This window comes from Pseudoalteromonas sp. SW0106-04, from assembly GCF_001293805.1.
GTDB classification, from domain to species: domain Bacteria; phylum Pseudomonadota; class Gammaproteobacteria; order Enterobacterales; family Alteromonadaceae; genus Pseudoalteromonas; species Pseudoalteromonas ruthenica.
On sequence record NZ_BCAI01000006.1, the window covers coordinates 192,700 to 219,576 of the forward strand.

The 26,877-nt window shown below is 41.1% G+C and carries 26 protein-coding genes and 2 pseudogenes; 3 read left to right on the forward strand and 25 right to left on the reverse strand.

The window, feature by feature from the left end; all coding sequences use genetic code 11:
* Positions 1-56: 56 nt before the first annotated feature.
* Entirely contained in the window at positions 57-1,001 is a 945-nt protein-coding gene (locus tag W04_RS09220; protein ID WP_053910622.1) for a D-2-hydroxyacid dehydrogenase, read from the forward strand.
* 139 nt (positions 1,002-1,140) lie between these two features.
* Positions 1,141-1,518 (forward strand): DUF3192 domain-containing protein, encoded by a 378-nt coding sequence (locus W04_RS09225; protein ID WP_053910623.1) that lies wholly within the window; start codon positions 1,141-1,143, stop codon positions 1,516-1,518.
* A gap of 31 nt (positions 1,519-1,549) precedes the next feature.
* Here W04_RS09225 and W04_RS09230 read toward each other — a convergent pair whose 3' ends face one another.
* The 3 genes and pseudogenes from W04_RS09230 to W04_RS09240 all read right to left on the reverse strand — a co-directional run bounded on the left by W04_RS09230 (position 1,550) and on the right by W04_RS09240 (position 4,553).
* Entirely contained in the window at positions 1,550-2,452 is a 903-nt protein-coding gene (locus W04_RS09230; protein ID WP_053910624.1) for a diguanylate cyclase, read from the reverse strand.
* A gap of 435 nt (positions 2,453-2,887) precedes the next feature.
* Positions 2,888-3,136, reverse strand: a pseudogene (locus tag W04_RS09235) (PhoH family protein); the annotation flags it as partial.
* 205 nt (positions 3,137-3,341) lie between these two features.
* Entirely contained in the window at positions 3,342-4,553 is a 1,212-nt protein-coding gene (locus tag W04_RS09240) for an IS256 family transposase (protein ID WP_053910625.1), read from the reverse strand.
* Between the two features lie 58 nt (positions 4,554-4,611).
* Here W04_RS09240 and W04_RS09245 point away from each other — a divergent pair.
* Positions 4,612-5,088, forward strand: a pseudogene (locus W04_RS09245) (MauE/DoxX family redox-associated membrane protein); the annotation flags it as partial.
* A 216-nt stretch (positions 5,089-5,304) separates the two neighbouring features.
* Here W04_RS09245 and W04_RS09250 read toward each other — a convergent pair.
* The 22 genes from W04_RS09250 to W04_RS09350 all read right to left on the reverse strand — a co-directional run bounded on the left by W04_RS09250 (position 5,305) and on the right by W04_RS09350 (position 26,764).
* The gene (locus W04_RS09250) at positions 5,305-5,655 is read right to left on the reverse strand and encodes a hypothetical protein (RefSeq protein ID WP_004589646.1); all 351 of its coding nucleotides are present in this window, start codon (positions 5,653-5,655) and stop codon (positions 5,305-5,307) included.
* 50 nt (positions 5,656-5,705) lie between these two features.
* Positions 5,706-6,077 (reverse strand): hypothetical protein, encoded by a 372-nt coding sequence (locus W04_RS09255; protein WP_019677951.1) that lies wholly within the window; start codon positions 6,075-6,077, stop codon positions 5,706-5,708.
* Positions 6,078-6,087: 10 nt separating this feature from the next.
* On the reverse strand, positions 6,088-6,510 hold the full coding sequence (locus W04_RS09260; RefSeq protein WP_053910626.1) for a hypothetical protein: 423 nt from the start codon (positions 6,508-6,510) through the stop codon (positions 6,088-6,090).
* Positions 6,494-7,159, reverse strand: a complete 666-nt coding sequence (locus W04_RS09265; protein WP_016708241.1) for an isoprenylcysteine carboxylmethyltransferase family protein — start codon at positions 7,157-7,159, stop codon at positions 6,494-6,496. The genes W04_RS09260 and W04_RS09265 overlap by 17 nt, the downstream gene beginning before the upstream one ends.
* Positions 7,152-7,487, reverse strand: coding sequence for a DUF2933 domain-containing protein (locus W04_RS09270; protein WP_016708242.1), 336 nt, complete (start codon positions 7,485-7,487; stop codon positions 7,152-7,154). The genes W04_RS09265 and W04_RS09270 overlap by 8 nt, the downstream gene beginning before the upstream one ends.
* Positions 7,488-7,496: 9 nt before the next feature.
* On the reverse strand, positions 7,497-7,850 hold the full coding sequence (locus W04_RS09275; protein WP_004589267.1) for a cupredoxin domain-containing protein: 354 nt from the start codon (positions 7,848-7,850) through the stop codon (positions 7,497-7,499).
* 11 nt (positions 7,851-7,861) lie between these two features.
* Positions 7,862-10,105: a heavy metal translocating P-type ATPase gene (locus W04_RS09280; RefSeq protein ID WP_053910627.1), complete on the reverse strand. Its 2,244-nt coding sequence runs from the start codon at positions 10,103-10,105 to the stop codon at positions 7,862-7,864.
* A 101-nt stretch (positions 10,106-10,206) separates the two neighbouring features.
* On the reverse strand, positions 10,207-10,620 hold the full coding sequence (locus W04_RS09285) for a MerR family transcriptional regulator (protein WP_045979599.1): 414 nt from the start codon (positions 10,618-10,620) through the stop codon (positions 10,207-10,209).
* 297 nt (positions 10,621-10,917) lie between these two features.
* Positions 10,918-11,340 carry a hypothetical protein gene (locus W04_RS09290; RefSeq protein WP_045979600.1) on the reverse strand — a complete coding sequence of 141 codons (423 nt, stop codon included), beginning with the start codon at positions 11,338-11,340 and terminating at the stop codon, positions 10,918-10,920.
* Positions 11,341-11,949: 609 nt separating this feature from the next.
* Complete coding sequence (locus W04_RS09295; RefSeq protein ID WP_045979601.1) at positions 11,950-12,810, reverse strand: copper resistance protein B; 861 nt, start codon at positions 12,808-12,810, stop codon at positions 11,950-11,952.
* On the reverse strand, positions 12,807-14,630 hold the full coding sequence (locus W04_RS09300; RefSeq protein ID WP_053910628.1) for a copper resistance system multicopper oxidase: 1,824 nt from the start codon (positions 14,628-14,630) through the stop codon (positions 12,807-12,809). The genes W04_RS09295 and W04_RS09300 overlap by 4 nt, the downstream gene beginning before the upstream one ends.
* 27 nt (positions 14,631-14,657) lie before the next feature.
* Positions 14,658-15,128, reverse strand: coding sequence for a DUF4440 domain-containing protein (locus tag W04_RS09305; protein ID WP_008467847.1), 471 nt, complete (start codon positions 15,126-15,128; stop codon positions 14,658-14,660).
* A 15-nt stretch (positions 15,129-15,143) separates the two neighbouring features.
* Positions 15,144-16,031 (reverse strand): copper resistance D family protein, encoded by an 888-nt coding sequence (locus W04_RS09310; RefSeq protein ID WP_053910629.1) that lies wholly within the window; start codon positions 16,029-16,031, stop codon positions 15,144-15,146.
* An 18-nt stretch (positions 16,032-16,049) separates the two neighbouring features.
* Entirely contained in the window at positions 16,050-16,397 is a 348-nt protein-coding gene (locus W04_RS09315; RefSeq protein ID WP_004589258.1) for a copper resistance CopC family protein, read from the reverse strand.
* Positions 16,398-16,421: 24 nt separating this feature from the next.
* Positions 16,422-18,254, reverse strand: a complete 1,833-nt coding sequence (locus W04_RS09320; RefSeq protein WP_024596190.1) for a 2Fe-2S iron-sulfur cluster-binding protein — start codon at positions 18,252-18,254, stop codon at positions 16,422-16,424.
* The gene (locus W04_RS09325; protein WP_231658094.1) at positions 18,254-18,874 is read right to left on the reverse strand and encodes a PepSY domain-containing protein; all 621 of its coding nucleotides are present in this window, start codon (positions 18,872-18,874) and stop codon (positions 18,254-18,256) included. The genes W04_RS09320 and W04_RS09325 overlap by 1 nt, the downstream gene beginning before the upstream one ends.
* Before the next feature lie 79 nt (positions 18,875-18,953).
* Positions 18,954-22,118, reverse strand: a complete 3,165-nt coding sequence (locus W04_RS09330; RefSeq protein ID WP_053910631.1) for an efflux RND transporter permease subunit — start codon at positions 22,116-22,118, stop codon at positions 18,954-18,956.
* Positions 22,119-22,132: 14 nt separating this feature from the next.
* Positions 22,133-23,875 carry an efflux RND transporter periplasmic adaptor subunit gene (locus tag W04_RS09335; protein ID WP_004589254.1) on the reverse strand — a complete coding sequence of 581 codons (1,743 nt, stop codon included), beginning with the start codon at positions 23,873-23,875 and terminating at the stop codon, positions 22,133-22,135.
* Positions 23,875-25,302: a TolC family protein gene (locus W04_RS09340; RefSeq protein WP_004589253.1), complete on the reverse strand. Its 1,428-nt coding sequence runs from the start codon at positions 25,300-25,302 to the stop codon at positions 23,875-23,877. The genes W04_RS09335 and W04_RS09340 overlap by 1 nt, the downstream gene beginning before the upstream one ends.
* Positions 25,302-25,799 carry a DUF411 domain-containing protein gene (locus W04_RS09345; RefSeq protein ID WP_004589252.1) on the reverse strand — a complete coding sequence of 166 codons (498 nt, stop codon included), beginning with the start codon at positions 25,797-25,799 and terminating at the stop codon, positions 25,302-25,304. Before W04_RS09345 ends, W04_RS09340 begins: the two co-directional genes overlap by 1 nt.
* Positions 25,800-25,906: 107 nt before the next feature.
* Positions 25,907-26,260: a hypothetical protein gene (locus tag W04_RS18720; RefSeq protein WP_082342199.1), complete on the reverse strand. Its 354-nt coding sequence runs from the start codon at positions 26,258-26,260 to the stop codon at positions 25,907-25,909.
* 156 nt (positions 26,261-26,416) lie between these two features.
* Complete coding sequence (locus tag W04_RS09350; protein WP_045979609.1) at positions 26,417-26,764, reverse strand: hypothetical protein; 348 nt, start codon at positions 26,762-26,764, stop codon at positions 26,417-26,419.
* Positions 26,765-26,877 lie beyond the last annotated feature (113 nt).

Genomic DNA, 26,877 nt, shown 5'->3' on the forward strand with positions numbered 1-26,877 from the left:
AACCACCGTATTTTAACGCCTACTTTGTCTAACTGGCGAAACGAGAGAAGAGAGTTATGAACATAGTACTACTTGATGCAAAAACTTTAGGTGACAATAGCTTAGCCCCACTGGAGCAACTCGGAGACTTCCATTCTCATGAGCTAACTGAGCCACAGTCCGTTGTTACTCGTTGCCAAGATGCCGAGGTTATTGTTAGCAACAAAGTAGTGATAAATGCTGAACACATGCAATCGCTACCCAAGCTTAAATTGATTTGCGTTGCTGCTACCGGCACCAACAATATCGACTTACAAGCCGCTGCCAAGCAAGGCATCACAGTATGTAATGTTGCTGGCTACTCTACCGCCTCAGTGGTACAACACACCTTCGCCCTACTCAACGCCTTATTAGGTAACATTCATCGCTACATTAATGACTGCCATCACGGTGCTTGGCAACAAAGTGATATGTTTTGTCGCTTGGATTATGCCATTGAGGAGCTTGCCGATAAAACCCTTGCTATCATCGGCTATGGCGAGTTAGGTCAGGCGGTGGCGCGCGTCGCAGAAGCCTTCGCTATGAAGGTCATTGTTGCGGAGCGTAAAGGACAGCCAGTACGAGAAGGACGGGTTAGCTTTGCACAAGCACTGCAAAACGCTGATGTGGTCTCTATTCATAGCCCTTTAACGCCACAGACTCAGCACCTATTTAACGCCGACGCATTCGCTTTAATGAAACCAAGTGCAGTGCTCATCAATACAGCTCGTGGCCCTATTATTGATGAACAAGCGCTCGTTGCGGCCCTAGAGCAAGGTGATATAGCCGGTGCGGCGTTAGATGTGCTTACACGTGAGCCTGCCACCGCAGATAATCCATTAATTGCCTATCAAGGCCATAACTTATTGTTAACGCCACACATTGCTTGGGCCTCTCGCCAAGCCCGCGACCGCCTCATTGAACAATTGGCGAAAAATATTATTGGGTTTGCCAATGGTGAAATCCGCAACCAGGTTAGTTAGATTCACTAAACTATGGGTTTCTAGGCCTAAGAGACACCTTGATAATTTAATAACCTAATGATAATAAAGACAAATAAATATTGGCATTAAATTTGTTATCTTACCTAGGTGTTAACAATACTTAATAACGGATATAACAATGAAAAAAACACTTATTGCCGCTTTAGTCGCCCTTCCTTTACTGGGAGGCTGTGTTGTTTCAGTGAATGATGGCGATGCTGATGCTCGTTGGGCTGGCAGTGATTGGCAGCAGCAACAAAAAGACAACCGCACATATATTGCTGACTTGCAGCTAGGTACGGGGTTTGCGCTGGTGAAAAATTCTTTGGGAACGCCAGATTTCAGTGAATCGTTCCGTCATCAACAAGACAACTACCAAGTGTTATTTTACGCCACGCAAAGTAAAAAGTCTGATGGCAAAATCTCAAAGGACGAATGCACTCCTTTGGTTTTTGCTGACGGCGCCTTAGTCAGTGTAGGTGACAGCGCCTACCAAGCGCTTATCAATAAGCTATAAACGTTCAGCCACCCACAGGGGTGGCTCTTTTTTATGCGAAAAATACAATGGTGTTACGCCCTTGTTGCTTCGCTTTATAAAGACCCTTGTCAGCGCGCTCAATAAGCTGTGATTCCGATTGCGCGTCACCAAAACCTGGATAGGTGGACACCCCTATACTGAGAGTGACATGGTCAGCAACAGGCGAGTCTATATGCGCCACGTTAAGCTCTTCTATAACGCGTTTTAGCTTTTGTGCCAACGCCATGGCTGTCCCCTCTTCACTCCCTGGCAGCACAGCAGCAAATTCTTCACCGCCATAGCGAGCGACGAAGTCACTACCGCGTTGACAATTGGCCACCAAGGTTGAAGCCACTTTCTTCAAACACTCATCACCGCGTTGGTGGCCATAGTGATCGTTGTAGCGTTTAAAAAAGTCAATATCGATGAGCACCACAGACAACGGCAGCCCAGCGCGGACACTACGCCGCCACTCCCGCGAGAGCTGTTCATCAAAATAGCGGCGATTGGGGATTTCGGTTAAGCCATCGATACTGACCAGCATCTCTAACAGGTCGTTCTTTTGCTTGATAGTCAGCTGGTTTTTAACGCGCGCGCGCACTATGGCACTACCAAAGGGTTTGGTTATGTAGTCCATGGCTCCGAGCTCAAGGCCTTTAGCTTCATCAACGAGAGAATCATTGGCGGAAATGATAATGACAGGAATAGGCTGTGTGCGCTCATCATGCTTAAGCTTACGCAGCGCTTCGTAACCATCCATACCGGGCATGACGATGTCCAGCAAGATCAGATCAACACTGTTAGTCGCTAACCACTCAAACATGGCCTCAGCACTTTCTACACAAATTACGTTGTGCTTGGGGCTCAGTGTTTTTTCCAAAATCACTCTACTTAACTCGTCATCATCGACAACAAGAATGCGCGCTGGCCTCATTTATTTGCCCTAGTTTGTCTAAACCGCTCACAAAACCAATGATAAAGTATGATTTTAATCACGTATAATCCGCTATTTAACGTATTTACCCAGTTTAGACATAAATACCTAACAATTCACTGAATATATGGCAGAAATTAGGGTCTGTTGACCTTTCAAGTTCGTTTTTGCAGCAGTTTGATTGGGTTTTATACAAGGCAGAGGCTGCGTGGCATAGTTATTCTATGTGAGCCAGCCGATAACACAGTAGAAAAGCCAATCAAGCGCTGCCGAACGATTCTTTTGAGCGCACTTTTCTCATTGTTGCTCGATATTCGCTTAGATTACTAGACCACACATCGAGCGCCGCGATAAAAGCACGCTCAAACAGAACAAAAATAGAACAGCAAAGATCAACAGACCCTAGCCACATACACAGTGAATTAGCTTGTATGCTTAGAGATTTTCTTCAGCAAATGAAGCAAGGCGACTGCGCACCACACCGTTTAGATTTACGGTGGCACTGCCCTCGAAATGCTTAAAGCGCTCAACGATATAGGTCAAACCCGATGTCACTGGGGTCAGATAGTTACTGTCTATTTGCGCCAGATTCCCCGAACAAATCAATTTAGTGCCCGCCCCGCAGCGCGTGATGATCGTTTTCAACTGTGAGGCTGTTAAATTCTGACTCTCATCAAGCAACACCCTCGAACTGTTACCATACTATCATACCCTAAAGAAACTTGAACCAAAAAGCTTTTACAAACATACTGTCGTTCAGAGGTGATCGAAAATGATAATGCTAAATACAACAAAAACTAAAATAATAAAAACATCAGTCAACGCTGGAAAAGGGTTGTCTTTTCACCTAGATAGAGACTGTAAGAACTTCTGTGTAAGTGGCTGTTAATCATAGTGATACACGGTCACTGTACATAATCATAAACTGACTCATGGCCGCTTTCCAGTCTCTAATTGGCATTGTCCATTTCTTCGATATCTGGTGAAGCGCCAGATACAGTATTTTCATCACTGAGTCGTCAGTCGGGAACGACCGTCTGGTCTTGGTTATTTTTCGCAGGCTGGCATTTAGAGATTCGATAGCATTAGTGGTGTAAATGACCTTACGGATTTCTGGCGGATAGTCGAAGAAGACGCTCAGGCGTTCCCAGTTATTGCGCCAGGACAGGCTAATTGTTGGATGTTGGTCATCCCATTTTTCAGCGAACTCAGCCAAAGCCAGTTCCGCTTCGGCCAGTGTGGCTGCACCGTAAATTCGTTTCAGGTCAGCGGCAATGACCTTACGTTGTTTCCAGTTCACATAGCGCAGAGAATGACGAATTTGATGCACGATACACAGTTGCACTTGTGTTTTCGGGTAAACCGCTTCGATGGCTTCAGGGAAGCCTTTCAGGCCATCGCAGCAAGCAATGAAGATATCCTGCACTCCACGGTTCTTAAGTTCGTTCATCACAGACAACCAGAACTTAGCGCCTTCGGTTTGAGCCATCCACAAGCCTAACAGCTCCTTTTCACCATCAGTGTTGATACCGAGCGCCAGGTAAACCGATTTGTTCTGTACCGCACCAGAATCGCGGCTACGTACCACCAAACAATCAAGGTAAACGACGGGATAAAGCGCGTCCAGTGGGCGTTGCTGCCACTGCTTTACTTCATCCATCACTTCATTGGTAACTTGAGAGATAAAGGTTGGTGATACTTCCACACCATAAGATTCCTCGAAGTGCGCCTGGATATCACGGGTTGTCATGCCCCGTGCATACAACGAGATAATCCGGTCATCGAAACCGTTGAGCTGCTTCTCGCCCTTTTTAATAAGCTTGGGTTCGAAACTACCGCTGCGGTCACGAGGGATATCCAGATCGATTTCGCCGTGAACGGAGCGCACCTTTTTACTGGATTTACCGTTTCTGGAGTTGCCGGAATTCCTGCCTTCCGATGCATTTTTAGCGTAACCAAGATGTTGTTCCATCTCGGCGTTCAACGCTCGCTCGGCAACCTTTTTGGTGAGCTGTTTAAGTAATCCGGCTTCGCCGAGGATGTCTTCGGGGGAATCACAGCCTTCTAAAAGCTGATCGATAAGTTTGTCTGATATTGGCATTCTGCATTTCCTTTCAACAGGTTAAGAATGCCACTTACACAGATATTTTTACACTCTCGGCACAACCTACACGCCAGTTGTAGCCATTTTCTCGATAGCTGCACTTCTTGCTGTCGCATCTCAACATTTTGCTTCCGGCTCATTTATCTCCATCAGAACACTGATGCTATTTATAGCTTTTTCAATGACGCTCTTAGCGGTGCAAAAACTGAAAGACCTATACAGTTTCACAAATTCGTTTATTACTTATGATTTACTAGCGATGAGATGGATAAGATATGGTTATATTTATCCCTTCATTGAAGCATATGCAGGTATTGGTATGGTTGCCCAACTACAGCCTCTCGCAGTGGCACCATTTTCATTGTTTATCGGCACAGTTGGAGCAATTTCAGTTTTCAAAGCCGTTTACATTGACAAACGCCAGTTAAAGTGTGCCTGTGTAGGCGGCGATAGCAGTGTGCCACTTGGATTTGTATCGCTATCTGAAAACTTATTTATGATCGCGGGAGCATTGATTATGCTGCTGATGTAAAGGTATAGCTCTATTCGGCGGCCCCTTAACTGTTAAGATTAGACCTAGGATGCCAGCCCACACCTTTCTAATCCATATGTAACATTTTTTCTGTCGTACTGGCATCAAGATAACCAGAACTGAGCAAACAATCTCAAAGGTTGTACAAAATAACACTAAAGCTTTTTCATTAAGTTTTATTGTTATGCTCTTGTGGTGGCTTTCGCCACCACTTTATTAGTTTTCAAGTTCCACCATATCTTTCGCTGCAATGTCACCAGACACTAGCTTTACAGTTGCGAAATGATCATTCACAATTTTAGTAATTTGTACCGTTCCTACCTTTTCGATAGTGTAGGGATCTTCACCTTCACTCAATACTATTCTTTCATGGAATCTAATAACACTGTATTTTTGCCCAACCTCTGCGCCATGCTTAGCACCAATACAGATTAGAGTTCGATTATCAGAACTTTCTACTACCTGACCTCTCATCATGTATTTATGATAAAAAGTGGTATTGGAACAACCCACTAAATATAAACCGAATGTAAGCAATAAAAGAGCTTTTATATAGGGTGTTTTCATCACTGTTACCTCATTTGACTAACTAATTATCTATACACTTTTTTATGAATTCATTTGTTTTTCCGGCCAGCCCCCGAAGGTGCTTGATGACAACTCCAAGGCTTATGAACAGAGTTATCTTTGATGTTCTGATCAACAAATTTATAGTAACTTTCTTTAGTATGTGTCCACCAATCATCATGAACATCTGCGCCATACTTACGGATTACCTCCTCAATCCCATCAAGGCTTACGTTTGCGGCATCATAGGCAAGGTGTATTTCACCTTCTTTGATGTTGTAACTAACTTCATCTATACCAAAAAGCTGATCTATTTCTTTTACTAACTCGTCACAGCTTTCTTCTGTGACATTGCTAAGCTTTAGATTTCGAACAACTAAATTTTGCTCTCTAACGCCAACTCTATGATCTAAATCGCTCATAATTTTTCTCCTAATGTTTGTGTGAATGCTGTTGATTGCTATCTTTCATTTCTTCCATTTTCCGGTTCATCTGCGGCATCATGTTCTCCATCATTTCTAAATGATGTTCAGTCATCTTGATTTGTTGATGCATTGGCATTTCTTCCATGTTTTTGTGCATGGATTGCATCATCTTCATCATTGAACGGTGATGTTCAACCATCATCTGCTGTTGCTTGTCAGGATCTTTTTCAGTTTTAATGGCATGGACTTCCTTTTTCATTTCCATCATCTTTTTATGCATTTCTCCCATGTTCTCATGTGGTATTGTCATGCCTTGATGCATACCAGCTTTGTTCGCACCTTCATGTTTATGCTCATTGTTTTGGGCAAATGAGCTAGTGGTTATCAGTAGTGAACCAATAAATAAAATTGATTTAGTTAACGTTTTCATGATTTTTACCTTCTACACTTTTATTAAAACTTGGGATCCAACTTGGTGTCGATTCCATATACCTGTGGTACTCCGAACCAAATTCAGCAATCGCCTGTGCTTCTTCGCGTTTCGCTAGCTTGACGTAAACAACGACTAAGATCGGAAACATCGCAAGTGTTGGGATTGTCGGCCACTGCAATAAAAAGCCGAACATGATTAGAATGAAAGCTACATACTGTGGGTGGCGACATCTTGCATACCATCCAGTTGTAGCCAATTGATGATGTTTTTGCGCGTGATGCAATACATTCCATGCTGAAGACAACATAAAGAAACCTGCAACAATAAACACCATACTCACTATATGAAATGGGTCCCAATGGGCATCACCTTGAAATCCAAAGAAAGTATGTAATAAATGCCCATTTTCATGCGCAAAGAAATTTACTTCTGGATAGGTCTCCGTCAGCCACCCCGACAGAAAATAGATAGTTAAAGGAAAGCCATACATTTCAGTAAATAGGGCAACAATAAAGGCAGAGAACGCGCTTAGACTTCTCCAATCAGTTGATGTTTTTGGTTTGACAAAACTAAAGGCAAAAAAGATAAAAATTGCTGAGTTCAGTATCACCATTGACCATAAGCCATAATCATATGTTTCATTCATCACTGCTCTCCTTTTTATGTGATTCCTTACGTGCCTTTTCTAAGCCTTGTATGTAGCCATCGCGATAGGCTGCATTTTTATCCGTGAGTTCTTGAAAGCTCTCTTCCTTTTTTTCATCAGGCGCATGTGAATGATCGTGACCATGTTTACCATGACTGCCATGCATAAATACGTGCATCAAGGGGCATAGCAATAAAATCAAGTAGGGAAGAAATTGCAGCGTATGTTGACCATGCTCAAGCACTAAGAAGTAGGTCACTGCGGCAATAAGTGCCAGTGCAGCCCAGCCTGTAGGTGTTGACCAAAAATTAGGGTGTTGATTTTTCATATTGCCCTCCTAAACGACTTTTAAGACACCGCGATACATTTGCATCTGACAGTGAAACTCATGCTCTCCCGGTGATAAGTTCAATAGGGTAATTTGAGTAATTTCATTTAATTTAAGCTGTTCGCTTATATCCAATGAAGGAATAAGCATTGTTTCAGCGCAGGGGGATTGATCTTTGCGCATAAACTTCAGAGTGACAGGTTGGCTAGCAGACACCTGAATTGAGGATGGGGAATACACGCCATCCCTCACTTCAATGAGTACTTCATTACCTTGAACGATTGTTTTATTGGGTTTATATAGCCAAAACCACCAAACAATCAGCGCGATTAACATTAAGCCTAATAAGTTAATAACCATCATTGTGATTCTCCTTAATGCTCTTTTGCTTTAAAAAAGCGAAGTCGATTTGCATTTGACACTACAGTCAATGACGAAAACGCCATTGCAGCACCTGCAATTACAGGGCTAAGCAGAATGCCAAAGAAGGGATATAGAACCCCCGCAGCAAAAGGAATCCCGGCTACGTTATAGACAAACGCGCCAAACAAGTTTTGTTTGATATTTCGTAAAGTAGCTTTGCTTACCGCTATGGCATCGGCAAGGCCATGAAGTGAACCACGCATTAGGGTAATGTCAGCACTTTCGATAGCTACATCAGTCCCTGTGCCTATGGCGAAGCCAACATCGGCTAACGCTAGCGCAGGAGCATCGTTGATGCCATCTCCTGTCATACCAACAATTTCGCCGCCTTCTTGTAGATCTTTCACCTTGTTGGCTTTATCTTCTGGCAGCACTTCAGCAAGAAACTCACTAATACCCGCTTTTTTAGCTACGGCGGCAGCGGTTTCCTTGTTATCACCCGTTAACATGATGACGCGTATACCATTAGCCTGAAGCCGTTTGATAGCAGAGATTGAGTCTGACTTAATGGGATCTGCGACAGCAATGATTGCGGCAAGTTCACCATCTACAGCAAAGTACATAGGTGTTTTGGCTTCTTTGGCTAAAGACTGGGCTTTTCCAACAAAGCCTGTGAGGTCTATGCCTTTTAACTTCATTAGTTTATCGTTACCAAAAAGCAGGACTTTATTGTTACAGTTTGCTTCTACACCAAAACCCGTAATAGCATTAAACGATTCAATTTTTAGTAACTCAATATCCTTATCTAAAGCACTTTCAACAATCGCTTGCGCTAAAGGGTGCTCTGAGCCGCTTTCTAAACTTGCTGCAAGCTGTAGTACGTCTTTTTCGTCAGTAGCTTTTGCTAAAACAATATCGGTTACCTTAGGTGCCCCTTCAGTAATAGTGCCCGTTTTATCTAAAATCATGGCAGTGATTTTAGAGGCGGTTTGCAGTGCCTCACCGTTGCGAATAAGTACTCCGGCTTCTGCTGCTTTTCCTACTCCCACCATGACAGACATAGGCGTTGCCAAGCCTAAAGCACACGGGCAGGCAATAATAAGCACAGTAGTTGCTGATACGATAGCAAAAGCAATTGCTGGCTCAGGGCCAAAGTTAAGCCATGCTAACGCACTTAACACCGAGATGATCATGACTACAGGAACGAAATAGGCGGAAATAACATCGGCCAAGCGGCCAATCGGCGGTTTTGAATTTTGCGCTCGTTTCACCATATTGATGATCTGTGCAAGCGCCGTGTCTTTACCAACGCGTGTCGCTCTAAATAAAATCATGCCTGATTTGTTCAAAGTACCAGCGACAACCTCATCTTCTTCGGCTTTTTCAACAGGCATAGGTTCGCCTGTCAGCATGGACTCATCAATAGAGGTGTGTCCTTCCAATACAACGCCATCTACGGGAATTTTTTCACCCGGCTTTACTTTCACAACATCATGAAGCAAAACCTGTTCGATACCTATCTGAACCTCTTTATTATCACGAACTACAGTTGCCGTTTTGGCCTGCAAGCCGATAAGACGTTTAATGGCCTCAGAGGTTTTACCTCTGGCTTTTATTTCTAATGCTAGACCTAAATCAATTAAGCCAATGATCATGGCGGTAGCTTCAAAATAGACATGTCGTGCCATCAATGGAACGGCGTCAGGTGCAAACACAACAACCATTGAGTACACCCAAGCTGTACCTGTTCCCAAAGCTATTAGTGTGTCCATATTAGCGGAGTGGTTTTTAAAGCTTTTCCAAGCGCCAACATAAAAATGCTTACCTGAAAAATACATAACACCAAAAGTTAAAATACCGACAACCAGCCAAGACATGCGTTCAAGGTTTGTTTCAACTGTCATTTCTCCAACTACAATGCTGTAGATCATCAAAGGAACGCCGAGTGAAAGGGCAATAAACGTATCGCGCATTAGCTTTTTGTAATATGCCCAATCCGCCGCCTCTTTCTCGTCAAGCGCATCTGTTGCTGAGCTATCATCAATTGGCTTCGCGTTATACCCCACTGACTCAACAGCTTTGATCAATTCTTCTGTCTTAGCTGTCCCAGAAACTGTTACAGTCCTATCAGCAAAATTCATTTCTGCACTGACGACTCCATGAGTTGCCTTTAACGCCCCTTCAATTTTGCCTACACAGCTAGCACACCCAGCGCCTTCAATGATGAGCTGTTGGCTTTGTGATGTTTTTTCCAACGTATTCTCCTTACTTTTACACGAAGAGGATTGAGTTTTTGCCTGACAGCAACAGCCTGATTCGGTTTCTATATTTGTATTAGTAGTTACCATTTTTCCTCCTATGCCTTTTTAATTTGCTCAAAGTTTTCGATGAGATGACAAACCATGTTTGCAGTCGGTGCTTTGTCTTCCATTTCTTCCCATTGAGAAAGCGCTGAAGACATTTTCCCTCGAAGTGCCAACATTGCTTGAAACTGTTTTTCTGTTTCTTCAAGCCGCTCTTTGATGAGGCTTCTGACTAATGGGCACGCACTTGTACCATCTTCAGATTCATTAAGAATTTGCTTGATATCAGCAACGGAAAAACCAAGATTTCTGGCACTTAAAATGAACTTAAGTCTCGATACTTCTTTATTCGAGTATGACTTGTAGCCGTTCACTGACTTAGCAGGTTTTAACAGTCCCAATCGCGTGTAATAGCGCACCGTATCAGCAGTCGTTCCAAGGCTTTTTGACAGTTCTGCTACTTTCATATTTACTCCTTAGTTTTTCACCTAAGTTTGTACTCTCACCTACAGCTTAGACCTGTGTCTAAGACACAGGTCAAGTACTAATTCTAGTGAATAAGCTAAAAAATAATTTTTTGGTAAAAGAGAAATCTCGGCCAAAATCGACAGCATTAAGTACTGTAAATGGCAATAGTTTGAGAATTTTCATAGTGCCTTCAAAATATCGTACTAATCGTTCAAAACAATTGATTATTTAAATCAATGAATAAGTCATTCTATTTTTGATGGGAGTGGCGAAAAAAAGACGCACTGATCCCGTGATTAGCCAATAATTGGTGGACGATAAAGTAAGAGATGGATACCAGATTTTGGTAGAGGTGTACGCTGTAGAAATAGCTCAGAGTAAATATTGCAAATACCTTCCTCTTGCGCTTGCACAAGATAGGGATTTAAATGAAAGCTTGAACAAAATCCCCCCTCACAACAAACACAATCACTAGCTTTACATTTTTCACAGACTTCATCACCATGACGGTGTTTAGAGTCTTGCGAGTTTACAGTGTGATAGTGACTATTGTCATTCATTGATTGATGGTGAATATTTTTGCTTCGTTGCATAATATGCGTGTCGGAAGATCCATTTTGATGTTCTTCACAATTCATTGGCTTAGCTGTAGCAAAACTATGCTGCGTAAGCAACACAGTTATTATCACTATTTTAAACCACCTGAAAAGTCCAAACATTATCATTCCTTCTTTAGCTCCTACAATATTAGCCACTTTATAAAAATAATTTTATGATCTTGATCAACCTTTGAACTAAAACCTAAACTTTTTACTTTTTTAAACAGCTTAAACTTAACAAGTATAAAAGGGGTGTCTGATTTATACTCATGAGATTGAAGCCAAGCATGAGCACCATAAAAAAAATAAAAACCCTACGCTCATAACTAGGTATTGAGTAAGGGATCATTTTTCCAATTGTTCAGCTTTAAGCGCAGTACTTTGCAACAATCGGTTCTATCCCGAGCACACCCAATTCCCGTTCATCAAAAGTGATAAAATAGTCTATTGTACGTCTTTCAATGGCGATGTTTTTTGGCTTGACTCTTTAACCTTTACCATTCGCCAACTTTACTTCTTAGCTGATATTCCACCTTGATAGGTATACACCAGACTGGCACAGACTGAAAACAAGAAGTAGCTTACTATTACTGCTCTTAGTTCTTTCCAAAAAAACTATTAGCTAGGCCTTTCCTAACATAACTAAAATGGTTTAAATCCCAAAAAACAAAAGCTACCATCAATATAGTTGCGGTAGCTCTCATCAAGTCAATATAGTATTTCTTCACATCAGAGCCAGAACTTGATACCTGCAACAAAAGCAGTATCACGAGTACTTTGCCCATTTAACTTCGCAAATTCGGCTGTATTACCAAATTTATTTGTCCACTCAACGCCAACATAGGGAGCAAACTGGCGGGTAAACTCATAACGAACCCGAAAACCAATAGCACTGCTAGATAAGCCACTACCAAGGTTATTTTGGACGTCATCCTTACCGTAAAGCGTCAACTCTGCTCGTGGTTGAACAATTAACTTTTGAGTAAGTAATAGCTCATACTCAGCTTCGATCGAAAATGCACTATTACCTTGCTCTCCTAAATACGCAGTCATATCAATTTCAAACCAGTAAGGGGCTAGACCTTGTAAACCAAAAGCTAGCCATTTGCGGTTTTCACCTTCGTTATTGTAATCAAGTCGAATACCGACTTGTGTATCCCAATAAGCAGATATTGCGTGGCCCCATAGAAAATCTGTTTGGTTCTCCTCTAAATTACCTTCGCTAAAATCTCCCTCAGTTTTGATGACTAATCTATCAAAAGTAGTGCCATACCATGCCTGAAAGTCAAAAACACCTGCGTTTGTTTGCTCATTATATTCAAGACGATCCCCTAGTAGCGCGTAAAATGAATGCTCATCTGCCAAAGTCAGTCGTTTGTCGCTATTGAGTGCATAAGGACCTTCAGTCAATGTTGTACCTGCGGCATAAGCATGAGGGTCTCTAGCATCTTTAGGTGCATCTCCACCTTGTGCTTGCATTTTAGAATCACCCATCTCAGTCATCTCATCTTTTGCAGATACAGATACACTTATAAGGGGCAAACCTATTAATAATAGTTTTAACGTATTGGTTAGTATTAATTTTCTCATGATACAACTACCTCTCTAAACATACCTGCATCCATGTGGAATAATAAATGGCAATGCCATGCCCAGCGACCTACGTCATGAGGTGTTGTTAAAAAACTAATTCTTTGCGCTGGTTGTACAGGGATAGTATGGCGACGAACCTGTACATCACCTTTTTCATTCTCCAAATCGCTCCACATACCATGCAGGTGCATTGGATGTGTCATCATTGTATCGTTTTGTAAAATAACTCTTAAACGTTGATTATGCTTCATGTGAACTGGCGTGCTTTTTCCAAATTCCAAACCATCAAATGACCAGCTATAACGCTCCATGTTTCCAGTTAAATGTAATTCAATTTCAGCCTCTGGCTCTTGCTGGTTTGTAATTCCCTCAAGAGAATGTAAATCTGCAAGTGTTAAAACACGGCGTCCATTTTTACGTAAACCTATACCGGGATCATCAAGGTTTGTTCTAGGCATATCAACACGCATATCAACAGAAGCTCCATACTCTGTTTTTGCATGACGCACTTTAGTGCTAGCAACAGCTAATGGGTTTTTAGTCATTCCATGTTTACTATGATCCATTGCCATCGCTCCATGACCCATTGCACTATGATCCATTTTATTAGAATTCATGCCCGACATACCTGCCGTATCAGCCATTGTAGAATGCACACTATCATGGGTCATATTGCCCATCATATCTGTCATCGTTAACCACTCAACGGGGTCTAAAGAAGGTACTGGTGCATCAACGTTAGGTGCCATTGATAAAGTACCTTTAGCATAACCTGAGCGATCCATGCTTTGTGCAAAAATCGTATATGCATCATTTTTTGGCTCGACAAGTACATCATAAGTTTCACCGGGACCAAATCTAAATTCATCTACTGTCACAGGTTCAACATTTTGTCCATCAGCTTGTACAACTGTTAACTTCAGCTCAGGTATTCTTACATCAAAAAACGTATTGCTAGAGCCGTTAATAAATCTAAGCCTAACCTTTTCGCCAGCTTTAAACATTCCACGCCAATTTGTCAAAGGCGCACAACCATTCATTAAAAAAGTCATTGCAGATGCTGATAAGTCTGCAAGATCTGTAGGGTTCATTCTCATTTTATTCCACATTTCCCGGCGTTGTAGCGCATTTGAAACGCTGCTATTTGAAATGTCATCAAAAAACTCTGGAACAGTAGGTTGATTAAAGTTAAATACATCGCTCTGTACTTTTAACTTGCGAAACAAATCCATTGGGTCATCATCAGTCCAATCAGACAATTGGATGACATGCTCATTGTCAGCACTAATAATATCCTTTTCTCTTGGCTCAATAATTAATGCGCCGTACATACCTGTCATTTCTTGAAAGCCACTGTGTGAGTGATACCAATATGTGCCGCTTTGTTGCAGCTTAAATTTATAAACAAAGGTTTCACCCGGCATTATACCTTTAAAGCTAATACCCGGTACGCCATCCATTTGATACGGAAGAATGATCCCATGCCAATGAATTGAACTCGGCACTGATAATTTATTAGTTACCCTGATAGTAACGTCATCACCTTCTCTGAGGCGCAAGGTAGGAGCTGGTATTGAGCCATTGATTGTTGTAGCCATTCTTACAACACCTGTGAAGTTTACGGGTGACTCATCTATCACTAAATCTATTACTTCTCCACTTAGTTCGGGCGCAGTACCTGTTGAAGTTCCAGCAATCAAAGATGAAGCTGCATGAAGAACACTTGGAAAAGCAGCTAATACACCGCCAGCAATTACACCTTGTACAAAGCGTCTACGTGGCGTAGAAATTTGATGTAATGGATCTTTAATTCTCATTTTACTCTCCGAGGTTTGACCAATAAATTAGTGTGACCAATGAATGTGCTTAATCTTCCATTCACCATTTTGTTTTTCCAGCACCATCGTTTCCATGCCTTGATAATCGCGTTCAACACCTTTATGAGTACCTGTAGTTTGACTACGCGACGCAGAGATAGCTGTATTTCCAAGTATCGTCACTTGATGTTCAAGTGTGTCGCTCTTCATCGCTGCTAAATACTTCATATCCGACAACATATGATGATGAGCATATTCATCAGCGCTCCTTTCAACGCGGCCTCCCTCGAAAATGGTGACATCATCCGCTAACTGCGCTCTAGCCTGTTTTTGATTGCCAGTTTCAAGTGCTTGATGAAATGCCAAAACAACTTTTGCGGCAGGGGTATCTATACCTTTAAACAAACCTTTGTCTTTGTTCTTATCACCATGAGCGTTTGCTGCGAAACTAAACGTCATTAATAAAACGAGTAATATATTTATTGTTTTCATTTTCATTCTCTCTTTTAGGTTTTAATTTGCAGGGCCAACAACACTAGTAAGCCCAGCCGTTACAGATAAAATGGCAAAAGCTACTACCATTTCTATCGAGATAGATTTAGATAAAGCCTCTCTGCCTTGACTATTTTTAAGTTGTGGAACGAGTATTAGTTTATGTTTAGCAGCAAGTGCCAAAATAGACACTACAAGGGCCAATTTAAACAACAGTGTTTGTCCGTAACTTGAGCTTATTAGTGCATCAAGACTTCCGACCAATTGAATCACGAGCCAGAGGCCTGCTACCAACAATAGGCTCAATGTAAAACTTGCTTGTTTGCCAAAGCTTTCCATCAGCAAATGAAGTTCTGCATAACTTAGCTGATGGCAAGCCTGTTTTAGTGGCAATAACGCCCCAAACCACCATGCCATAACGAGCACATGCAAAATAAGCAAGCCTTTTTCAATTGTGCCTAACTCAGAAATATGACCCAGTAACGTGAATGAGTATGCAAGGATTAATAAACTCAACATTAAAGCGCTTTGTTTTAAGTACGAGTTCACAGCGAGTTTGAACCTTAAAGCTAAAGCGATTATTGCGGTAACTAGCCCAAGCGCTCGAAGCAAAGCTCCAGTGCCGACAGAGGAGTCCCACATAATAGCCAATATATCAGCGTCTATCGCCCCCTGAATTCCCTCTTCTGCCATTGCACCAGTACTGGCAAAGAACCAAGTAATATTAGCGATCAAAGCCATAACTATATAAGTTCTTGTCCACTTTAAATTCGCTGTTACAGCATTACTATGAGATTCATTATGCTCAAAAATTTGTCTGAAAAATGTATAGCCGGCAATACAGGCAAAGCCGACGTAAAATACAATTTTTGACAGTACAATGACTGTATTCCAGATATACATTTCCATATCAATCACACAGCCTTACTAATGAACCATAAAGCCGAAGCTATGTTTCATTTTATGACCATCGTTACCTAAGAAGGTTACATCCACAGCATAGTTTGCAGGAGCTAATTTAGGTAGTTTCCATGTAAATTTGCTAGTAGCGACTTTAGAAGGCTCGAATCCAAATTTAAATTCTTCGCCTTGTTTATTGGCCAATGAAACTTTTACAACCCGTACCTCTTTGGTGAACACCAAAGTTAACTCTTCTGGAGGATTCATTAGCATTGCATTATCAGCAGGCACACTTTTTTCAAGATGCACATGCGCAAATACCGCACTACTAAAAACGACACTGATTACGGTTAAAAATTTAATTAATGTTTTCATATATACCTCTATTTATTTAATGGATTAACGACTAAATTTATCTTTGAAAATTTGATTACTTGGAATCCCAGCATCTGTAATTATTTTTTCCACTTCACTCATCATTGCTTCTGGACCGCACAAGTAAAACTCAGCCAAAAGCAGTTCTGATTTTTGGTTCATATACGGCAGAAGTACTTTTTGAACATAGCCTGAGTGCCCTTGCCATTCTTCTGAAGGATTAGAAAGAGTAGGAATATAAGAGAAGTTTTTATGCTTCTCACTCAGTGACTTCAATTCATTATGGTATAGCAAGTCATCTTCAGTTCGCGCACCATAGATAAGAGTCAAACCACTTTTATCTTTATGCTTTTTCAACTGTTCAAAAATAATAGACCTCAGTGGTGCAAGTCCTGAACCCGCACCAATAAACACGCGACTAACTTTTTTATTTGAAGTGGCATAAAAATCAGAAAAAGGGCCTTTTGCAGTTATCGTTTCACCTACTTGGAGTGAACCTAAATAACTTGAACCTATTCCTGCTTTAAAACCATTCTTTGCGGTCTGCCAACGGATATTAAACATTAACTCATCAGACTCCTCGTCAAAGTTAACTAATGAGTAGTGGCGAGTTACACCGTTATGAGAAAATTTTCCATGATAGTAGCTATCCCAGTATTTTTCATAGCACTCTGGCATATCATCTGGACGTAAGCTATTCATCCCTGCTGGCACATCAAATTGCATATATGCACCAGCTTTAAATGCCAACTGTTTGCCTGATTTCAGCTTAAATTTCACTTCCTTGATAAAAGGAGTAATGAAATTAGTCGCAACCACAACTAGCTCATGATTTTCAATATTGCGATCAGTATTAACTTCAATCGAACTAATTTCAGAGAACCTATGCTGACATCCAAGCCGATAACCTTCCTTAAGTTGCTCCTGAGATAAATGTTCCTGTTCAGATAGTGTGATAGGTAATTTAGTTGAACTTAAGAACACGCATTTGCCACAAGTACCGCCACCACCGCAACCTGAAGGAAGGTATACATGTGAACTAGCTAGCCCTTCTAGTACAGTTGAGCGACCAACTGCTGAGATGTCAGTAATAGTATTTTCATTGGAAAACGTCACTGCCACTTTTTGCCTGTTAGTGCCCCAACCTAGCTTCAGTAAACCACTTCGATACTGTTGTATCAGCCAAGTAACACCAGTAATTGAAAGGAATAGCGTTGCAAAAGCAAATGCAATGATCAACCAATGGTTAAATCCTCCAGAATTGCCATAGTCCATAAAGTGAAGCTTCATCATCAGATCTTTCAATCTGAAATCATCATTGGCATGGCGAAGTACTTGACCTGTAATACTATCTAAATAAATAGTTGTATTGTTCTCATCCTCAACGGCAACTTGCCACATAGGATTTTGCTGCCTTACGTGATCAGAAAACGGAGGTTGAGATAACACTGGAGTAGTTAACTTACCCTGTCCTGAGTAGGAGTTTTTTGCCAAAGTTAGTACTTGTTCTTCAGACAAATTAAATGGCTTTCCTGTTACAGCATCAAATAGCTTTGAGTGGCGTTCTTGATAGCTATGCTGCCCCTTATCGAACACAAAATGATAGTAAGGCTGATGTAAAACCCATATAAGGTTTACTTCCTGCGGAGCATTACTAGTAATGTCTTTAATAGGGAATAGGTCAAAGCCTGTAATGCTACCTTCATGATGAGAATGAACTCTAAGTTCATTACCACTGGCTTTACTGTGATCCATCAAATTGAAGTAAAGGCCCGTTCCCAACCAAATAAGCAGTTGTAAACCAACAAATAAAGAAAGCCACTTGTGTATCGTTGTATTTAACTTAAATAGTCGCATCAAATGACTCCCTTTTTATTTGGGGAAAGCACTCGGTAATAAGTCAATACTGCGCCAGTAATTGCTCCCATTAGACCTAGAGTTGCGACCAAGAACAAAAACCAGTTTGATACGTTTTCTCCATCATAGTAATCCATAATGTGGAACCGCCACATCCAATCAAACAATCGCCAGTAATCATGACGCTTGGCAACAAGTGATCCTGTTTGTTGACTTATATAAAATGTCGGTGTGGAGAATTGCTCAAACGTCACTCTCCAAACAGGTAAATGCCTTGGGGACAACTCAGCAGGCAAGTTTGTCGCTGACTTAATCAACCTTATGCTGTCGATTTGATGATTCAGCGCATAATGGTATTGTGCGATTTCTTTAGCCTTGGTTTCATCTACAAGGGCCTGAACAGCTCCAGTTTTAGCATCTATTGCTACTTTTCCATTTTCTCCATTAATAAAAGAATACAAAGGACGGCCCATACTTTGAGTAAGTGTAACTTGGCTAGCTTTAGGATAATCCGCAGCTAGCTTTACAATGGAGTAATCCATACTTGCTAAATCTATTTTGGCTTCCTCACTCTTAGCCAAGGTTTCGCCGTGTATATAGTGAATATCCATAGTCACCATATACACGCCTGTAATAGACCAGAAGAGGAATTGTATTCCGACAAATGCCATTAGCCATTTGTGATATTTTCTAGCCGTGCTAAGCATTACTTTTTAGCTCCGCCTTAGAAAGCTCCTTGTTAAAGGCGTTTAATTCTGGCTTTTTAACGATTGAGTAAATTACTGGGAGCACAATAAGAGTGAGTAGCACAGCACTTGTCATTCCGCCTACCATAGGTGCAGCAATACGACTCATAATCTCCGAACCTGTTCCTGTACCATATAAAATGGGCATCAAGCCGATAATGATTGTTGCAACTGTCATCATTACTGGACGAACTCGTAAGCCTGCACTGTGCAATAATGCATCTTGATATGCATCATCAGAGATAGGTTCAGCTCGCTCTTCAGCTTTTTCCTTAAGCTCAGCAAGTGCCTGATTGAGATAGACCAACATTATCACACCAATCTCAACCGCTACCCCAGCTAGAGCAATAAAGCCCACGCCAACAGCCACAGAGAAGTTAAACCCTTCCAGATACATCAACCATAAGCCACCAATCATCGCCATCGGCAAGGTAACGATAATGATAGCCACCTCACTAAACGCTCTGAAGTTTAAGTAAAGTAGAATAACAATAATGGCGAGTGTTAAAGGCAATACATAGGTGAGCTTTTCTTTCGCTCTTTCCATATATTCGTATTGCCCAGCCCAAGTAATTGAATAACCTGCTGGTAGTTTTAGATTATTAGCCAAGTGTATTTTTGCACTTTCAACATAAGTACCTACGTCAACACCGTCTATATCGATAAACGTCCAGCCATTTAAACGAGCATTTTCACTCTTAATTCCCGGCGGACCGTTCTCAACTCGAATATCTGCGACATCACCTAGTGCAATGCGTTGACCACTTGGTGTTACAACAGGTAATCGTGATAGCTGCTCAGGAGAGTCTCGATAGTCTTGCGGATAGCGTAAGTTAACAGGGTAACGCTCTTGACCTTCTACCGTTTGGGTAACGTTCATACCACCAATAGCTGTAGAAACCACTTGTTGAACATCTTCGATGTTTAACCCAAAGCGACTTGCCTTATCGCGTGAAATATCAACCTTGATATATCGTCCACCTGCAACTCGCTCTGAGTAAACTGATGCTGTGCCTGTAACTTCGGGTAAAATTTGCTCTATTTGTTGGCCGATTTCCTGAATCACATCAAGCTCTGGTCCGGCGACTTTAATACCCACAGGCGTTTTTATGCCTGTTGCTAACATGTCGATTCGGGTCTTGATTGGCATAACCCAAGCATTCGTTAAGCCCGGAAACTTAACCAATTTATCAAACTCAGCTTTTAACGATTCAGTAGTCACACCCTCTCGCCACTGCTCTCGTGGCTTCAATTGAATAAAGGTTTCAATCATGGTTAAAGGTGCAGGATCGGTTGCAGTTTCAGCTCTTCCTACTTTACCAAATACAGTTTCAACTTCTGGCACAGTGCGAATAAGCTTGTCTGTTTGCTGCAATAACTCCCTTGCTTTACCAATTGAAATACCGGGATAGGTAGTAGGCATATACATGAGATCGCCTTCATCCAATGGCGGAATGAATTCACTACCAATTTTATCGACAGGCCAAAAGCCAACGATAGTCACTAATATTGCTGCTACTATTGTCGATTTTGGAAACTTCATGACTTGCTTTAAAACAGGCATGTAGATAGCAATCAATAATCGGTTTAACGGGTTTTTCTTTTCAGAAACAACTTTGCCTCGAATAAAGTAGCCCATCAAAACAGGCACCAATGTGATCGCCAAACCTGCTGATGCCGCCATTGCATAGGTTTTTGTATAGGCGAGCGGAGAGAACATTCTTCCTTCTTGCGCTTCCAAGATAAATACAGGTAAGAATGAGACTGTAATGATCAGTAAGCTAAAAAATAGTGCAGGGCCTACTTCACTCGCAGCCTTAGCAACAATTTGCCAGCGATTTTCATCTGTTAGTGGTGTTTTCTCCATATGCTTGTGCATATTTTCAATCATCACTATTGCACCATCAGTCATCGCACCAATCGCAATAGCGATACCGCCTAAAGACATAATGTTGGCATTGATGCCTTGCATATACATGATAATGAACGACACCAAGATACCTAATGGCAGAGTAACAACTGCCACAATAGATGAGCGAAGATGAAATAGGAAAGCCACACAGACAATAGCAACGACTGCAAGCTCCTCTAGCAACTTGCTCCAAAGATTATCAACAGCACGATCTATTAACTTCGATCTGTCATAAACAGGGACAATCTCCACCCCCTCTGGTAGAGAAGATTTAAGCGATTCAAGTTTTTCTTTTACCCCGTTTATGGTTTGTTGAGCGTTTTCACCAAAGCGCATAACGACAACACCACCAACAACTTCGCCTTCACCATTAAGCTCTGCGATACCACGGCGCATTTGAGGCCCTAAATTAACGGTAGCAACATCACCAATACGCAATGGCGTGCCTTGTTCGTTAATACCAAGTGGGATTTTCTCTATATCACTAACTGATTGAATATACCCCGTTGCGGTAACCATATATTCAGCTTCAGCCATTTCCACAACGGATGCGCCAGTTTCTTTGTTCCCTTTTTGTAAGGCTATTTGTATTAAACTTAGAGGAATATCGTAAGCTCTCAATTTATCAGGATCTACTTGCACTTGATACTGCTTAACCATACCACCAACGGCGGCAACTTCGGACACGCCCGGAACAGTTTGTAGTTCATACTTTAAGAACCAGTCTTGAATGCTTCTTAATTGGCTTAGATCATGGTTTCCAGACTTATCTGTTAAAGCGTAAATGTATACCCAACCCACACCTGTTGCATCAGGTCCTAATTGAGGTTTTGCCGAATCAGGCAGGCTTGATGCTACTTGGCTTAAGTATTCAAGTACTCTGCTTCTAGCCCAATACAAATCAGTATCGTCATCAAAAATAATGTAGACGTAGGAATCACCAAAAAATGAGTAACCACGAACAGTTTGCGCCCCCGGCACTGATAACATCGCTGTAGTAAGAGGAAATGTCACTTGATCCTGCACTACTTGTGGTGCCTGTCCCGGATAGCTCGTCTTAATTATCACCTGCACATCAGAAAGATCGGGGAGTGCATCTACTGGTGTTTTTTGTAATGAATACAAACCACCAAACGCGATAATTAAGGTAATCAACAAAACAAAGAAACGATTGCCGATAGACCATCTAATAATTGATTCAATCATTATTTTTCTCCCACTTAATGATTAGAATGATCAACAGCAGCTTTATTTTCCTTGCCGTGTTGTTCATCTGATTCAAGAGAAATGTCAGTGATAACTAAGTCATCTCTAACCTCAAAAGTGAAAGTGACATTATCACCGACATTGAAATCAACCATTTCTATATTGTCCGCGACGATAAAATCCATCGTCGCAGCAGGTCTATCCCATTTCTCTATTGGGCCTCTGCTAATATTTAGAATCCGTGTATCAATATCAATCGCATTAATCAAACCAGATACTGTTGCTGATGATACTTCAGGCTCACTCATGATATGAATTCCAGTAATTTCATATCCACCGTCTTCGGTTTTGCTCACTTCAAAGTGCAAAGATTGACCTGACTTTAATGAGTCAATATCGACTTTTTCAGCCACAGTAAAATCCATAACCATTTCAGGCCAATCCCAAGCTTCAGCAGGGCCATGTGAAATATTAACCATGCGGTGCCCTGCCATAACACTATTAACATCCCCTTGCATCCAAACAGAGTTAGGCACTTCATCATGAGTCATTCGTTTAAAGTCAGAGCTTTTACTTGATTCAGAATCAATCAAGAATTGGGCAGATGTCACCACAACGTCATCTTCATTTAAGCCGTCTAATATTTCGATGCTGTCGATATCAACCCGGCCAATAGTCACTTCAATAGATTTAAATTGCCCATCACCTAACGCAAGTACTACTCTGTCCTGTTTACCTGTTCTAATAACGGCTTCTTTAGGCACGAGGATGGTGCTATCAGCTTGATTAGCGTGAATAGAGACTTGTGCAAACATATTTGGTTTTAATTGATAGTCTGTGTTATCAAATTTCAATCTCACTCGGAGTGTGCGTGTTTTACTGTTCAATGTTGGATAAACATAATCAACGACACCAGCCCAGTCCTCACCGGGTAAATAATCCAGTGTCATTGATACAGGAAGTCCTTTTTTAATTAAGGCTGCGTCACGTTCAAACACTTCTGCTTCAACCCAAACTTGATCTAGCTGGCCAATGCTTAATAAGGTGTTTCCCGGCTTTACATAAAAACCTTCTCTAACCTTCAAACCATCGACAACACCTGCTTGTGGTGAATAAAAGGTAATTGTTTGCTGAACCTTTCGTGTCTTTTCTAGCTTTTGAACAAAGTCTGCTGAAAGCTGTAACGCTTTTAGGCGATCTTTGGCTGCTGAAATTAAAGAACTATTGTTGCGCTTTAACGCTATTAACAGCTCTTCCTGAGCATTAACTAACTGAGGAGAATATAGTGTATAAAGAGGCTGCCCTTTCTCTACAGGGTTACCTGCTGCTTTGATGTAAAGTTTATCAATCCAGCCATCAACCCGTGGGTGGATATGAATTAGCTTATCTTCATCATATTGAACATAACCTACCGTTGAGATTTCAGTATGCATATTTTTCAGTTCAACAGGTGCAGTGCGAACCCCAAGGTTATTCACTACATGAGGCGCAATTTTTACTGCTCCGGGGCCAAAGTCATCACCAGATGATCCTTCCTCATACACTGGAATTAGATCCATCCCCATAGGCGACTTACCGGGCTTGTCCCGGCGGTAATTAGAATCCATCGGTGCAACCCAATACAGAGGCTTTTTTTCTCCTGATGTTGCTTCATTACTATTACTGTTTGAGCCAGTACCTTGATATAAACTCAATGCTCCAGCACCAAGTGCTGCCCCAATGATGATGGCAATAATTGTTTTTGTATTCGTTGACATTATTTTTCTCCAAATTGCTGACTGGATAAGTGCTGATTAGTTTTGTGTGAAGTTTGCATCGACTTATGTTCAGCATTTGAGTTAGATTGAGAATGCGCAAAGAAATAGTTGATACGAGCAACTGTTTTAAGTGCGTCAACATCAATTCTTAAAGCTGATATTCTGGTATTTAATTCGGCAATTCTTGCTCGAACAACTTCGGCAAAATCGCCATCATCATTTGTGTAGGCTGTCAATGACGCTTCTGCTTGGTCATGAGTTTGTTTAAGGAGTTGTTCTTGATAGATAGATTGTCTATCTGATAAGCGTTTAAGCTGTCTTAGTTCTTTTTCTAAAACACTGATCATTTGCTTTGTCAGTAATAGTTTCTCGGTTTTAATAGTCTCTGAATCTGCAATAGAAGCTGCAACTTGCTTATCTTGTCTGTTCTCGGTAAACAAGGGTAAATCAAACGTTACCCCAACAGAAAATAAATCAGCTCGGCTATCACCAGAGGGCATATTGTCGCGATAGGCATAACTAGCATTAACACCCCATTGCGGCTCATATTGCTGTTTGGCTAACTCAATTCCTTTTTCTGAAGCTTTGCGTTTTATATCAATCGCAAGTATGGCTGGGTGATTCGAAAGCTCCTGAGCCAATAGATTTCTTGAGTAATTAGATGCTTTTAGGACTGTTGGATTATTCAATTGAATCGAAGGCAATTCTTTTGAGACGCTAAACTCTAATGGTTGCGCGTCAAAGTTGAATGATTCATTCAAACGATCCGCATCGTAAATATGAAGCCACTCATTGAGACGAGCGATTGTCGTTTCTAGTTTCTGCTTTTGCGAAGTTAATCTGTCATCTAACTGCACGATTTCCAACTGAGCACGAATAACATCTTGCTGTCTAGTTTTACCAACAACGTTTGAATAGCTAGCTTTAGCCACTTCCGCCATCTGCTCAAAGAGAGACCAATCATCTTCAATCAATTTAATAGTTTGTTGGGCTAAGTAAGCATCTAACCAAAGTTGTGACACTTGGCTTTTCAACTTAGCTTTACGATCCTCTCGTAACAGTGGAAATTTCGTGGACTCAATTTGTAACTGGTCTTTCTTGATCTCTAGACTGTCGCCTCTCGGAAACATTTGAGAGACGCCAACCTTTAGCTGAGTCATTCCTTCCTGATCTAAATCCCAAGTATCTGTTGGTAAATTCATTATCCCTAGCGATACTTTCGGATCAGGCAAAGTACCTGAAGCAATACTTCTATTTTCAACTGCACTTTGTTTCAATCGGCTACCATGAAGCCAAGGATCATTTTGCTGAGCTAAGGTGATAGCTTGTTCAAGCGACACTACTTTCTCAGCTTGAGCTGAGAATACAGATAAGCCGAGTATTAATGCAGTTGAAAGTGAAGTAAGGTTTGAAGAGTTCAATTTCATTAGAATTGCTCCTCGTATGTCTTAACTTTTGCATAGACTTTGCTCGTTCCATCTTTAAATAGAATTAACACGTTGTATGGCATAAAGCGGTCATCGACTTCCATACCGGGAGAGCCAACTGGCATTGCTGGAACTGAAAGCCCAATCGCATTGGGATGTTCTTCTGATAAGAACTGCTGAATAAATTTAGCAGGTATATGACCTTCAAAGGCAAATCCATTTCTACTCACTGCCGTGTGGCATGAACGGTAATTAGGTTTGATACCATACTTAGTTTTGATGTTGCCGATGTTTCGGAAATCTTTGGAATGCGCAACGATCCCTTTGTCTTCAATATGAGTTATCCATTTTTTACAACACCCACAAGTAGGGGTTTTATAAACGATTAACTCCAAAGGTGTTACGTCGTTATTGTGTGCATGGTTATGTTCGTTGGCGTTTGCAAACGCAGGTGAAAGCAGCATTACTACTGCTATTTTTAAATACTTATTGATCATTTTTGCCCCCAGACATCGCTGGAAAATATCTATAGCGCTACGACGCTATATTGACTAACAGAAAAATTAATTACATGTGCGAGAAATTTGGACGCACTAATCCTGTATTAGGCAAAAATTGGTGGACGATAAAGGGAAGTGGAAATTGAATGAGGTTGTTTAGATTGCAGAGCAGCTACAGATTCACTGAATATTTGAATATCTGTCGAATCAATACTGGAATTTAGGACTGTCGTAGATGAGCAAGCATTTGCAGGACAAATACATTCAACGTCACAACAATCTTCTGATTGACCATTACTGCTTTTATTCATATCACCATGATTCATGTTCATGTTCATGTGTGATTCGTGAGAACCTGATGACATTTCGCAAGGCATAGCAGAATACGCAAATGCTTGCCCTACAAAGGCAACCAGCATAAGCGTCATTACTAAGACTTTTGAAAATGCTTTAGACATAAAATTCTCATAAAAATATACATGTCAATGCTAATACAAATTTTCGAATAAGTAAATTGATGTCATGTAAACATTTATGAATATTTGACTAACGTCAACTTTTTCAAAGAGGTAAGTGACAAATAATAATCTCATCAGACTTCTTATCTTCGTTATTCAATGGCTTTTATTTTGAGACTTAAGTTGCTCTCTCATTTCTAAAACTCGATCTACCGAATAAGCTCCCGCCCTCATAACAACCAGTTCAACAAACGAAATATCAATTAACTTATGGTCAGCATCAATCACATAACAACTCTCACTATGTGTGTATATTTCTAACTTATCCTCATCAGCAGATTTGCTAACAATCTTTGAAGTTACCATTTGCTCAAATGGCCGAAATCTGAATGTTTCATCGTCAATAACAACCCCTGACAAAAACTCTCCAAGAAATGATTTTTCAAAGTCTTTATAGTCATAGACCGAGAGTATGTAAGCATCCTTTAAATATGTTTTGTCCATTTGTTACTCCCTACTAATAGCCAGCAGGGAGCATTTCTCGCAACTCTAATAGCTCATTTGGAGAGTACATACACTCATGCATTAAATTGAACTCAAATACATCTACATCAAAC

Coding starts and splice junctions, on each gene's coding strand:
- W04_RS09220 (WP_053910622.1), top strand. CDS start 57: ATGAACATAGTACTACTTGATGCAAAAACTTTAGGTGACAATAGCTTA.
- W04_RS09225 (WP_053910623.1), top strand. CDS start 1,141: ATGAAAAAAACACTTATTGCCGCTTTAGTCGCCCTTCCTTTACTGGGA.
- W04_RS09230 (WP_053910624.1), bottom strand. CDS start 2,452: ATGAGGCCAGCGCGCATTCTTGTTGTCGATGATGACGAGTTAAGTAGA.
- W04_RS09240 (WP_053910625.1), bottom strand. CDS start 4,553: ATGCCAATATCAGACAAACTTATCGATCAGCTTTTAGAAGGCTGTGAT.
- W04_RS09250 (WP_004589646.1), bottom strand. CDS start 5,655: ATGAAAACACCCTATATAAAAGCTCTTTTATTGCTTACATTCGGTTTA.
- W04_RS09255 (WP_019677951.1), bottom strand. CDS start 6,077: ATGAGCGATTTAGATCATAGAGTTGGCGTTAGAGAGCAAAATTTAGTT.
- W04_RS09260 (WP_053910626.1), bottom strand. CDS start 6,510: ATGAAAACGTTAACTAAATCAATTTTATTTATTGGTTCACTACTGATA.
- W04_RS09265 (WP_016708241.1), bottom strand. CDS start 7,159: ATGAATGAAACATATGATTATGGCTTATGGTCAATGGTGATACTGAAC.
- W04_RS09270 (WP_016708242.1), bottom strand. CDS start 7,487: ATGAAAAATCAACACCCTAATTTTTGGTCAACACCTACAGGCTGGGCT.
- W04_RS09275 (WP_004589267.1), bottom strand. CDS start 7,850: ATGATGGTTATTAACTTATTAGGCTTAATGTTAATCGCGCTGATTGTT.
- W04_RS09285 (WP_045979599.1), bottom strand. CDS start 10,620: ATGAAAGTAGCAGAACTGTCAAAAAGCCTTGGAACGACTGCTGATACG.
- W04_RS09290 (WP_045979600.1), bottom strand. CDS start 11,340: ATGTTTGGACTTTTCAGGTGGTTTAAAATAGTGATAATAACTGTGTTG.
- W04_RS09295 (WP_045979601.1), bottom strand. CDS start 12,810: ATGAGAAAATTAATACTAACCAATACGTTAAAACTATTATTAATAGGT.
- W04_RS09300 (WP_053910628.1), bottom strand. CDS start 14,630: ATGAGAATTAAAGATCCATTACATCAAATTTCTACGCCACGTAGACGC.
- W04_RS09305 (WP_008467847.1), bottom strand. CDS start 15,128: ATGAAAATGAAAACAATAAATATATTACTCGTTTTATTAATGACGTTT.
- W04_RS09310 (WP_053910629.1), bottom strand. CDS start 16,031: ATGGAAATGTATATCTGGAATACAGTCATTGTACTGTCAAAAATTGTA.
- W04_RS09315 (WP_004589258.1), bottom strand. CDS start 16,397: ATGAAAACATTAATTAAATTTTTAACCGTAATCAGTGTCGTTTTTAGT.
- W04_RS09320 (WP_024596190.1), bottom strand. CDS start 18,254: ATGCGACTATTTAAGTTAAATACAACGATACACAAGTGGCTTTCTTTA.
- W04_RS09325 (WP_231658094.1), bottom strand. CDS start 18,874: ATGGTGACTATGGATATTCACTATATACACGGCGAAACCTTGGCTAAG.
- W04_RS09330 (WP_053910631.1), bottom strand. CDS start 22,118: ATGATTGAATCAATTATTAGATGGTCTATCGGCAATCGTTTCTTTGTT.
- W04_RS09335 (WP_004589254.1), bottom strand. CDS start 23,875: ATGTCAACGAATACAAAAACAATTATTGCCATCATCATTGGGGCAGCA.
- W04_RS09340 (WP_004589253.1), bottom strand. CDS start 25,302: ATGAAATTGAACTCTTCAAACCTTACTTCACTTTCAACTGCATTAATA.
- W04_RS09345 (WP_004589252.1), bottom strand. CDS start 25,799: ATGATCAATAAGTATTTAAAAATAGCAGTAGTAATGCTGCTTTCACCT.
- W04_RS18720 (WP_082342199.1), bottom strand. CDS start 26,260: ATGTCTAAAGCATTTTCAAAAGTCTTAGTAATGACGCTTATGCTGGTT.
- W04_RS09350 (WP_045979609.1), bottom strand. CDS start 26,764: ATGGACAAAACATATTTAAAGGATGCTTACATACTCTCGGTCTATGAC.